The organism is Planomonospora algeriensis, assembly GCF_977012225.1.
Genome location: NZ_CDRNDK010000248.1, coordinates 1 through 9,483 on the forward strand (window position 1 = coordinate 1; position 9,483 = coordinate 9,483).

Consider the following 9,483-nt stretch of genomic DNA (forward strand, 5'->3'; position numbering starts at 1 on the left):
CGGGGGTCGCGGGCGCCGCGGCGGGACCTCCGGTGGCGGGGTGGGCGGCGACCGGGGGGGAGCAGGGCGCCTCCCGCGGTGAGGGCGAGAAGGGGGACGAGGCGTGCCGTGCGGCGCATGTGTACCTCCCGAGACCTGGATGCTGACTGGGGAAGCTAGTGCGCCGGATATCCGTATTTCTCAAGATTTGCGACTATTGATATAGCGGAATTCGGGCGTAAATCGCGATTTTCACCGTGGGTTTCTCGGGTCACGGATTCCGGTCGGTCCGCCGTACGCCGGACGGCCATGAGAATGGGACGATGCAGTCAGACATCACCCGCTCCGTCGTCCTGCTCGGCTCGACCGGCTCCATCGGGACCCAGTCCCTCGACGTCATCGCGCGCAACCCCGGCAGGTTCCGGGTGGCGGCGCTCGCCGCCGGAGGCGGCCGGATCGACCTGCTGGCCCGCCAGGCGGCCGAGTTCCGGCCCGAGGCGGTGGCCGTGGCCGACCCGGCGGCCTGCCCGCGCTGAAGGAGGCCCTGGCCGCCCACGGCGTGACCGCGACGGTCCTGGCCGGGCCCGAGGGGGTCGCCGAGGCGGCCGTCTGGCCGTGCGACACCGTGCTCAACGGCATCACCGGCGCGCTCGGGCTGACCTCGACGCTGGCCGCGCTGGAGGCGGGCCGGACGCTCGCGCTGGCCAACAAGGAGTCGCTGATCGTCGGCGGGCCGCTGGTCAAGCGCCTGGCCAAGCCCGGGCGGCTGGTCCCGGTCGACTCCGAGCACGCCGCGCTCGCCCAGTGCCTGTGGGCGGCCGGGCCCACCGGCCCCGACGCCTCCGCCGTACGGAAGCTGGTCGTCACCGCCAGCGGCGGGCCGTTCCGCGGCCGGTCCCGCGCGGAGCTCGGCGGGGTGACCCCGGAGCAGGCCCTGGCCCACCCGACCTGGTCGATGGGGCCGGTCATCACCGTGAACTCGGCCACACTCGTCAACAAGGGCCTGGAGGTCATCGAGGCCCACCTGCTCTTCGACATCGGCTTCGACCGGATCGACGTCGTGGTCCACCCGCAGTCGGTCGTGCACTCCATGGTGGAGTTCACCGACGGTTCGGTCATCGCCCAGGCCAGCCCGCCGGACATGCGGCTGCCCATCGCGCTCGCCCTCGGCTGGCCCGAGCGGGTCGCCGGAGCCGCCCCCGCCGTCGACTGGACCCGGGCCCACACCTGGACCTTCGAGCCGCTCGACGACGAGGCCTTCCCCGCGGTCGCGCTCGCCCGGCACGTCGGCTCCGCGGGCGGCACGGCCCCGGCGGTCTACAACGCGGCCAACGAGGTCTGCGTGGAGGCGTTCCTGGCCGGGCGGCTGCCGTTCCCCGGCATCGTGGACACCGTGGCCGCGGTCGTCGCCGAGCACGCCCCCGGCGAGGCCGGTTCGGTGGAGGAGGTGCTCGCCGCCGACGGATGGGCGCGGATCCGGGCGCGGGAGCTCACCGCCACTGCCTAGACTGGAGCGGCCGTCGACGTTTTCAAAAAGGCTGGGAAAATGACTTCTGTGGCTCTCGGTATCCCCTCGGTGAGGACCAAGCCGATCGCCGAGCGACGCCGTTCCCGTCAGATCATGGTCGGCTCCGTGCCGGTGGGCGGTGACGCGCCGGTCTCGGTGCAGTCGATGACCACCACGGTCACCGCCGACGTCAACGCCACCCTGCAGCAGATCGCCGCGCTGACCGCGTCGGGCTGCCAGATCGTCCGGGTCGCCGTGCCGTCCCAGGACGACGCCGAGGCGCTGCCGATCATCGCGAAGAAGTCGCAGATCCCGGTGATCGCCGACATCCACTTCCAGCCGAAGTACGTCTTCGCCGCGATCGAGGCGGGTTGCGCGGCGGTCCGGGTCAACCCGGGCAACATCAAGAAGTTCGACGACAAGGTCGGCGAGATCGCGCGCGCCGCCGCCGACCACGGGGTGCCGATCCGGATCGGCGTCAACGCCGGCTCGCTCGACCCGCGCCTGCTGCAGAAGTACGGCAAGGCGACCCCCGAGGCGCTGGTGGAGTCGGCGCTGTGGGAGTGCTCGCTCTTCGAGGAGCACGGCTTCCGGGACATCAAGATCTCGGTCAAGCACAACGACCCGGTCGTGATGATCCAGGCCTACCGGCTGCTCGCGGCCAGGTGCGACTACCCGCTCCACCTCGGCGTCACCGAGGCGGGCCCGGCGTTCCAGGGCACGATCAAGTCGGCCGTGGCGTTCGGCGCCCTGCTGGCGGAGGGCATCGGGGACACCATCCGGGTCTCGCTGTCGGCTCCGCCGGTGGAGGAGATCAAGGTCGGCATCGGGATCCTGGAGTCGCTGAACCTGCGCGAGCGCGGCCTGGAGATCGTCTCCTGCCCGTCCTGCGGCCGGGCCCAGGTCGACGTCTACACCCTGGCCGAGCAGGTCCAGGCCGGGCTGGAGGGGCTGAAGGTCCCGCTGCGCGTGGCGGTCATGGGCTGCGTCGTCAACGGTCCCGGCGAGGCCCGTGAGGCCGACCTGGGTGTGGCCTCGGGCAACGGCAAGGGCCAGATCTTCGTCAAGGGCGAGGTCATCAAGACCGTCCCCGAGTCGCAGATCGTGGAGACCCTGATCGAGGAGGCCCTGCGCCTGGCCGAGGAGATGGGCGTCGAGGTCGACCTCGACGACGACGCCCCCGGCCCCGAGGTCGTCGTGCGCTGACCCCTCCGGGGTCTTCGGTCCTTCCGGGATCCTCCGGGACGCCCGCTCCCGCGGGCGTCTCCGGCCCGCAGGGGCCCGGAGCGTGCGGCGGACCGGCCGGACGGCCGCGGGCCGCAATCAATTGACTACGCGATGGTAAGCATCCGGCCTGGTGGCCGGTGGTGCGGCGGCCCTCCGGGGGACGATCTCCCTGCCGATCGAGGAGAGGGAGTCCCAGTGAAGAGGGTCGTCGGGGTTGTCGCGGGCGTCGGGATGCTCGTCGTCGCCGTCGGGGTGCCGCCTCGGGCGATGGCGCAGGTCAGGCAGGACCTCGTGTGGGGGGCCTGCGACGGAGCGGGCGCGGGGCGCGGGAGCGCCCCGGCCGCCCCGGCGGTGGAGTGCGCCACGCTCAGGGTGCCGCTCGACTACCGGCGGCCGGACCGGACGATCGGCATCGCGCTGAACCGGATCAAGGGGAGGACCCCGCGGAGCGGGAACCACCTGGGCGTCCTGCTGGTCAACCCCGGAGGGCCGGGCGCCTCCGGCCGGGACCTGGCCAAGTACGTCGCGGCGGCGCTCCCCGGCGGACTGGCGGACCGGTTCGACGTGATCGGCTTCGACCGCGCGGGGTGGGCGAGAGCACGCCCGCACTGCGGTGCGTGGACCCGGACAAGTACTACGCGCCGCCGCGTCCGGACTACGTCCCGAAGACCACGCAGGAGGAGTCCGTACTGGTCGGCCGGGCCCGGGAGTACGCCGAGGCGTGCGAGACGCGGTGGAGCTGGTTCCTGCCCCACCTGACCACGGAGAACTCCGCCAGGGACATGGACATGATCAGGGCGGCGCTGGGCGAGTCCCGGATCAGCTACCTGGGCTACTCCTACGGGACCTACCTCGGCGCGGTCTACGCGACGCTCTTCCCCCGGCGGGTCAAGCGGCTGGTCCTGGACAGCGTGGTCGACCCCCGGGGGATCTGGTACGCCTCCAACCTCAAGCAGAACGCCTACTTCGACCGGCGGCACCGCGACTTCCTGGCCTGGACGGCCCGCAACAACCGCGTCTACCGCCTCGGCGCGACGGCCGAGGCCGTCTCCTTCGCCTGGTACGCCACCCGGGAGCGGCTGCGTACCCGCCCGGCCGGCGGCGTGGTCGGCCCGAGCGAGTTCGACGACGTCTACACCGTCGGCGGCTACTCCGACACCATCTGGCCGGAGCTCGCCCAGGCCTTCTCCGCGTACGTCAGGCGGGGCGACACCGCGCCCCTGCTGGCCGCCTACCGCAGGCACGCCAAGAACGATGCCGCGACCGAGAACGGCTACGCCGTCTACCTCGCGACGGAGTGCGCGGACGCGCAGTGGCCCCGCGACTGGAGCAGATGGCGGACCGACACGGCCGGGATCCACGCCAGAGCGCCCTTCCTCGCCTGGCAGAACACCTGGTACAACGCGCCGTGCGCGTTCTGGCCCGGACGGGGCGGCGTCCCGGTGAAGATCCGGCAGGATCGCGCCCTGCCGGGCGCGCTGCTGATCCAGTCCCGGCGCGACGCCGCCACGCCCTACCCGGGCGCGCTGGAGATGCGCCGGATCCTCACCCGCTCCCGGCTGGTGGTCGAGGGCGGCGGCGACCACGGAGTCGCGCTCTTCGAGGGCAACCGCTGCGTGGACGGGCACCTGGCCGCCTACCTGCGGGACGGGAAGCTGCCCGGACGCGCCGGCCGGGTGAGGGCGGGGGTCGACGCGCGCTGCGCGGCCGGTCCCGTACCCCAGGCCGAGGCCCGGGCCGAACGCATACCGATGACGGCTGATCTGGGCAGGTAAACACCGATCTGCGAGCCGGTCCTGTCAAACCCGGGGGTCTCGCGTAGGCTTGGGCCCGTGATGCTGCGCACAACGGCGTCGCGCGTGCTCGACGACAACGATCGCGACGAGGTCCTGGCGCTTCTCGACACCGACCCCGTCGCCAATGTCTTCGTCGCCTCCAGGGTCCGATCCGTCGGGCTCAATCCGGCCCGGCTGGGCGGCCAGATGTGGGGGTTCGGGCCGCGCGGCGGTCTGACCTCGCTCTGCTACGCCGGGGCCAACCTCGTCCCGGTGAACGCCGGCCCCGAGGCCGTGCACGCCTTCGCCGACCGGGCCCGGCGGCAGGGCCGCCGCTGCTCCTCCATCGTCGGCCCGGCCGACGCGGTCGAGCCGCTCTGGGAACGGCTGGAGCCCCAATGGGGGCCCGCCCGCGCGGTCCGCTGGGCCCAGCCGCTGATGGCCACCGCCACGTCCTCCCCGCTCCCGCCCGACCCGCTGGTGCGGCGCGTGCGGCCGGAGGAGTTCGAGACCCTGTTCCCCGCCTGCGTGGCGATGTTCACCGAGGAGGTGGGCATCTCGCCCGAGGCGGGTGACGGCGGCGCGCTCTACCGGTCGCGGGTGGCGGAGCTGATCCGGATCGGCCGCTCCTACGCCAGGATCGACGGCGGCACGGTCGTCTTCAAGGCCGAGATCGGCGCGGTCACCCCGCAGGCCTGCCAGATCCAGGGGGTCTGGGTCGACCCCGCCTGGCGCGGCCGGGGCCACGCCGCGGCCGGGATGGCCGCGGTGGTCGAGCAGGCCCTCGCCTGCTTCGCCCCGGTGGTCTCGCTGTACGTCAACGACTACAACGCCCCCGCCCGGGCCGCCTACCGGAAGGCGGGCTTCACGGAGGTCGGCACCTTCATGTCGGTGCTGTTCTAGGCGTCCCCGCCGGCGTGCCCCGGCGCCTCAGGCCGCGCGGACCAGGCGGGACATCAGGTGCTCCAGCTCGGCCTCGGGGTCGGCGGTGAGGCCCGCGTGGACCGGGCCGGCCTGCACGATGGTGCTGCGCGGCGCGGTCAGCCAGCGGAACCGGCTGCCGGGCGACTCGGCGGCCAGCGGGCCCGCGTCCTCGGTGCAGGAGAGCCGGTAGGCGTCGAGCGCGTGCCGTACCGCCTCGACGTCGGTGCGGGCGTCCAGGGCGCGCAGCCGCGGCTCGTCCAGCTCCACGCGGGCGCACAGGTAGCCGCGCGGCTGGCAGTACAGCAGCACGCCCGCGTTGATCAGCTCGCCGCGCTCGACGCGCGGGACGACCCGGATGACGGCGTACTCGTAGACGTCTCTCACCGGGTGCCCTTCCAGAACGTGCCGATCGAGCCGGTCTTCTGCTCCCGCCGGTCCGGCGGCGGTCCGGCGGCGGGCTCGGGCAGCCACGCCCTCGGGCCGTGCGCGCGGGCCAGCAGGTGCTCGGCGTAGGCCCGCCGTACGGCCTGCGCGTCGTCGAAACCCGGCTCGTCCTCCAGCCATTCGCCGGGCACCTCGCCCGTCACGGCGTCGAGCAGGTCCGGGGTGATCCGCTCGCTCAACTCGGCGTCGGCGGCGGCCATCTCGGTGGCGAAGGGGGCCAGGACGTGGTCGCCGGCGTCGAAGCCGCGCTGGGGGTCGGCGGTGCGCCAGTTGTGGTGGAACCACAGGGCCGCGCCGTGGTCGATCAGCCAGACGTCGCCGTGCCAGAGCAGCAGGTTGGGGTTGCGCCAGCTGCGGTCGACGTTGTGGATCAGCGCGTCGAACCAGAGCAGCCGGGAGGCGAGGGCGGGGTCGGGCGGCCAGGCGAGCGGCTCGAAGCCGAGCGCGCCGGGCAGGAAGTCGACGGCGAGGTTGCGTCCGGCGCTGGCCTTGAGCAGGTCCTGGATCTCCTCGTCGGGCTCGCGGGCGCCGAGCTGCGGGTCGACGTCGATCACCTTCAGCTCGGGGGTGCGGAAGCCGAGCCGCCTGGCCAGCTCGGCGCAGAGGACCTCGGCGACGAGCACCCGGCGGCCCTGCCCGGCGCCCCGGAACTTCACGGCGTAGGTGCCGAGGTCGTCGGCCTCCATCACCCCGGGCAGCGACCCGCCCTCCCGCAGGGGCGTCACGTAGCGGGTCGCCGCGATCTCTTCCAGCACCCGGCCAGGTTATCGGCTCGCGGCGCGGCGCCCCGCCCGCCGGGCCGGGGCGCCGGTCGCCCGGCGGTCATCCCGCGACGGCGCGGCCGGCCTCGCGTTCGAGGTTGTCGAGGAGCCGTTCCAGCACCGCGTCGTGCTGCCATCGGATGAGCACCGGCCACAGGAGCCGGAACAGGCCGGTGGTCCGGCCCTTGATCTCGTGCCGGACCAGGGTGCCGCCCGCGGCGGGGTGGAGGGTGAAGCCGTGCCCGCCGGTCATCTCCCGGGTGTCGAACCACAGCCGGCGGCGGGGCTCGACGGCGCCGACGCGGTAGCGCATCGGACCGTGCTCGACGGGGGCTCCGGGGTGGGCGCCCTCGGGGAGGCGGAAGGCCCCCTTCTCCTGGGGCCAGAGCCGGTCGCCCTCGCCGCCGAGTCCCACGAGCAGGTCCCAGACGTGTTCGGGAGAGGCGGGGATGAGGCGTTCGTGCATGTTGTACACCATGAGAGTCCTCCATACGGCTGCGTATGGTCTGACTGTACGCCTCCGTATGGAAGACTGTGCGGGTGGGTCGGCTGAATGCGGGGGACTGGGCCAGGGCGGCGCTGGAGGCGCTGGCCGAGGGCGGCCTGTCGGCGGTGGCGGTGGAGCCGGTGGCCGTACGGCTCGGCACCACGAAGGGCAGCTTCTACTGGCACTTCGCCAACCGCCGGGCGCTGGTCGAGGCGGCGCTGGCGCTCTGGGAGTCCGGCACCGAGGAGATCATCGAAGGGCTGCTGGAGGTCCCCGACCCGGTGCTGCGCATGCGCACGCTGCTGGAGTTCGCCTTCGGCGACCCGGTGGACTCGAAGATCGCCTTCCAGCTCGTCAGCGCGGCCGACGACCCGCTCGCCGCCGAGACGGCCCGGCGGGTGAGCATGCGGCGGCTGGAGTTCATGGGGGCCACGCTGGAGGAGGCCGGGCAGCCGCCGGACCTCGCCCGGGGACGCGCCGTCGCCGGCTACAGCGTCTACCTCGGGATGGCCGCCCTGCACCGGGTCGGCGCGGTGGACGAGCCGATCGGCGCCTTCATGGATCTGGCCCTGTCGGAGATGGGCCTGACCTCCTGACCTGGGGCCCGCCCGGGCCGGCGGATGTGCCTGAAAGCCTGATCCGCCCGGGGTGCGTGCGAATCCCGCAGGGGGCGATGGTCCGGTTTGTCGGCCGGAGGCGTTAGCGTTCCGCGCATCCGATCGCAGGCGCCGGGATTCCGGACCGTCCTGGCGGTCCACCCACGGTGAGAGGCGGGAAGCGTTGGGCTGGCTTTCGGCGGGCGACGGTTATGAGATCGCCCTGGTGGAGGGGAGGGTGGCGGCGAGGGCCACCGCGGGCCGGGCCGCCGGGCGGCGGCTGAAGTCGCTGCCGAAGCAGGTGCGCGATCACCCTGAGACGGAGCGGCTGCGACGCCTGGCCGAATGGCTCGACCGGCACGCCGCCGAGTGCCTGGCCCAGGCGGACGCCTGGATGGTCTCGTCCCTGCCGGTCCCCACCGGACTGGTGGCCCGGGTCTGGCCGGACGAGGCCTGGCGGTCGGTCCTGCGCGATCTCGTGGTGGTCGGCGACGATCCGGACGAGACGGGCTTCCTGCGGGACGTCACCGCGTCGGGGGAGCTGCGGGTGGTGAACCTGGACGGCGAGACGGTCCGGCTCTCCCCGCGCGCGGTGACCCTGCCGCACCCCGTCCTCCTGCCCGACCTGGAGGACCTGCGGGAGTTCGCGGCGGAGCTGGGCGTGGTCCAGCGGGTGGAGCAGATCCACCGGGCGACCTGGATCAGGGCGGACGAACCGGAGGAGAAGGCCACCGCGGTGACGGAGTTCGCCGGAGGCGGGTACGCCTCCCGGTTCGGGCTCGCCGCCCGGGCGACCTCCCTGGGCTACCGCGTCTCCGGCGGTTACGCCACCTGCGCCGTGCGCGACGGCGGGCGGAGCGCCGAGGCGGCGGTGTGGATCGGCGAGCCCTACTGGGACGGAGCGACCGAGACGGGTGACCTGACCTGGCACGACCGGGAGGGCGCCCGGCTCCCGCTGCGGCGGGTCGGCCCGGTGGCGTGGTCGGAGGGGATGCGGATGGCCGCGGCGCTGTACGCCGGGCGGACGATCGAGGACGGAGCGGGCGCGTGAACGGCGTGACGACGCAGGAGGAACCCGGAAGCGGGACGGCCGGGCCGCGGGAACTGCTGGAGGCCGGGGCGGTGCTCCCGCCCGGCACGGAGGGCGGCGGCGAGCGGGCGGTGCCGCTGACGGCGCGCGCCTACCGTCACCCGGGGCTGGAGGACCGGGTGGTGGTCCGCCTGGTCGCCGGGGAACTGGGCACGGCGCAGGACGCGGCCGCGGGCTTCCTCGGGCTGGTGCCCGACGGCGAGCCGGTCGTGGTCGGGGTGGGCCTGCGGCGCTCGCTCGGCTTCCCGGAGTGGGTGCTGGTGCATCACCCTCAGGACGGCCATCACGCGCTGGCCGTGATGCCGGAGCTGGAGCGCGCGGCCCGGCAGGCCAAGTCCAAGCCCAAGGCGGCCCTGGACGCCTACCGCGGGCTCGCCGAGGAGCTGGCGCCGGCCGTGCCGCACTTCCTGCCCACCTTCTTCGAACAGGCGGGACGGGTCTTCCTCGGGGTCGACAACCCCTCCTACGCGGGGCAGATGTTCACCCGGGCGCGCGCCGCGGAGGCCGAGCACGGGCTGACCGTCGACGAGGAACGCCTCGACGAGGTGTTCCTGGAGTTCGCGCTCGCCGGCGCGCTCCCGGCGAAGACGCTGTCGGGGTACGCCCGGGAACTGGCCGCCCGGGTGCCGGCGGGCGAGGCCCTGGACCGGTTCCGCCGGCTGTGCGTGCGCGTACGGCGGGCGGGCCGGCGCC

The 9,483-nt window shown here is 73.8% G+C and carries 8 protein-coding genes and 2 pseudogenes; 7 read left to right on the forward strand and 3 right to left on the reverse strand.

Annotated features, from left to right (window positions below):
• The first annotated feature begins 302 nt into the window (after positions 1-302).
• The 4 genes and pseudogenes from dxr (at position 303) to ACWJ6R_RS22835 (ending at position 5,391) form a co-directional block, all read left to right on the forward strand.
• Positions 303-1,486 (forward strand): annotated as a pseudogene (dxr, locus tag ACWJ6R_RS22820) (1-deoxy-D-xylulose-5-phosphate reductoisomerase).
• A 39-nt stretch (positions 1,487-1,525) separates the two neighbouring features.
• Positions 1,526-2,692, forward strand: a complete 1,167-nt coding sequence (gene ispG, locus ACWJ6R_RS22825) for a flavodoxin-dependent (E)-4-hydroxy-3-methylbut-2-enyl-diphosphate synthase (protein WP_189236742.1) — start codon at positions 1,526-1,528, stop codon at positions 2,690-2,692.
• A 638-nt stretch (positions 2,693-3,330) separates the two neighbouring features.
• Positions 3,331-4,488: an alpha/beta hydrolase gene (locus ACWJ6R_RS22830; RefSeq protein ID WP_449064185.1), complete on the forward strand. Its 1,158-nt coding sequence runs from the start codon at positions 3,331-3,333 to the stop codon at positions 4,486-4,488.
• A 60-nt stretch (positions 4,489-4,548) separates the two neighbouring features.
• Positions 4,549-5,391 (forward strand): GNAT family N-acetyltransferase, encoded by an 843-nt coding sequence (locus ACWJ6R_RS22835; RefSeq protein WP_449064191.1) that lies wholly within the window; start codon positions 4,549-4,551, stop codon positions 5,389-5,391.
• Between the two features lie 27 nt (positions 5,392-5,418).
• Here ACWJ6R_RS22835 and ACWJ6R_RS22840 read toward each other — a convergent pair whose 3' ends face one another.
• From ACWJ6R_RS22840 to ACWJ6R_RS22850, 3 genes are all read right to left on the reverse strand, one after another.
• A complete protein-coding gene (locus tag ACWJ6R_RS22840; RefSeq protein WP_449064186.1) occupies positions 5,419-5,796 on the reverse strand; it encodes a DUF3037 domain-containing protein in 378 nt (125 codons plus the stop codon).
• The gene (locus ACWJ6R_RS22845; RefSeq protein ID WP_449064187.1) at positions 5,793-6,611 is read right to left on the reverse strand and encodes a HipA family kinase; all 819 of its coding nucleotides are present in this window, start codon (positions 6,609-6,611) and stop codon (positions 5,793-5,795) included. The genes ACWJ6R_RS22840 and ACWJ6R_RS22845 overlap by 4 nt, the downstream gene beginning before the upstream one ends.
• 67 nt (positions 6,612-6,678) lie before the next feature.
• Positions 6,679-7,095, reverse strand: coding sequence for an SRPBCC family protein (locus ACWJ6R_RS22850; RefSeq protein WP_449064188.1), 417 nt, complete (start codon positions 7,093-7,095; stop codon positions 6,679-6,681).
• 62 nt (positions 7,096-7,157) lie between these two features.
• Between ACWJ6R_RS22850 and ACWJ6R_RS22855 the strand changes: the two genes are divergently transcribed.
• The 3 genes and pseudogenes from ACWJ6R_RS22855 to ACWJ6R_RS22865 all read left to right on the forward strand — a co-directional run.
• On the forward strand, positions 7,158-7,700 hold the full coding sequence (locus ACWJ6R_RS22855; RefSeq protein WP_449064189.1) for a TetR/AcrR family transcriptional regulator: 543 nt from the start codon (positions 7,158-7,160) through the stop codon (positions 7,698-7,700).
• Positions 7,701-7,884: 184 nt separating this feature from the next.
• The gene (locus tag ACWJ6R_RS22860; protein ID WP_449064190.1) at positions 7,885-8,751 is read left to right on the forward strand and encodes a DUF4132 domain-containing protein; all 867 of its coding nucleotides are present in this window, start codon (positions 7,885-7,887) and stop codon (positions 8,749-8,751) included.
• Positions 8,748-9,483: pseudogene (locus ACWJ6R_RS22865) on the forward strand (DNA-binding protein); the annotation flags it as partial. The gene ACWJ6R_RS22860 and the pseudogene ACWJ6R_RS22865, both read left to right, overlap by 4 nt.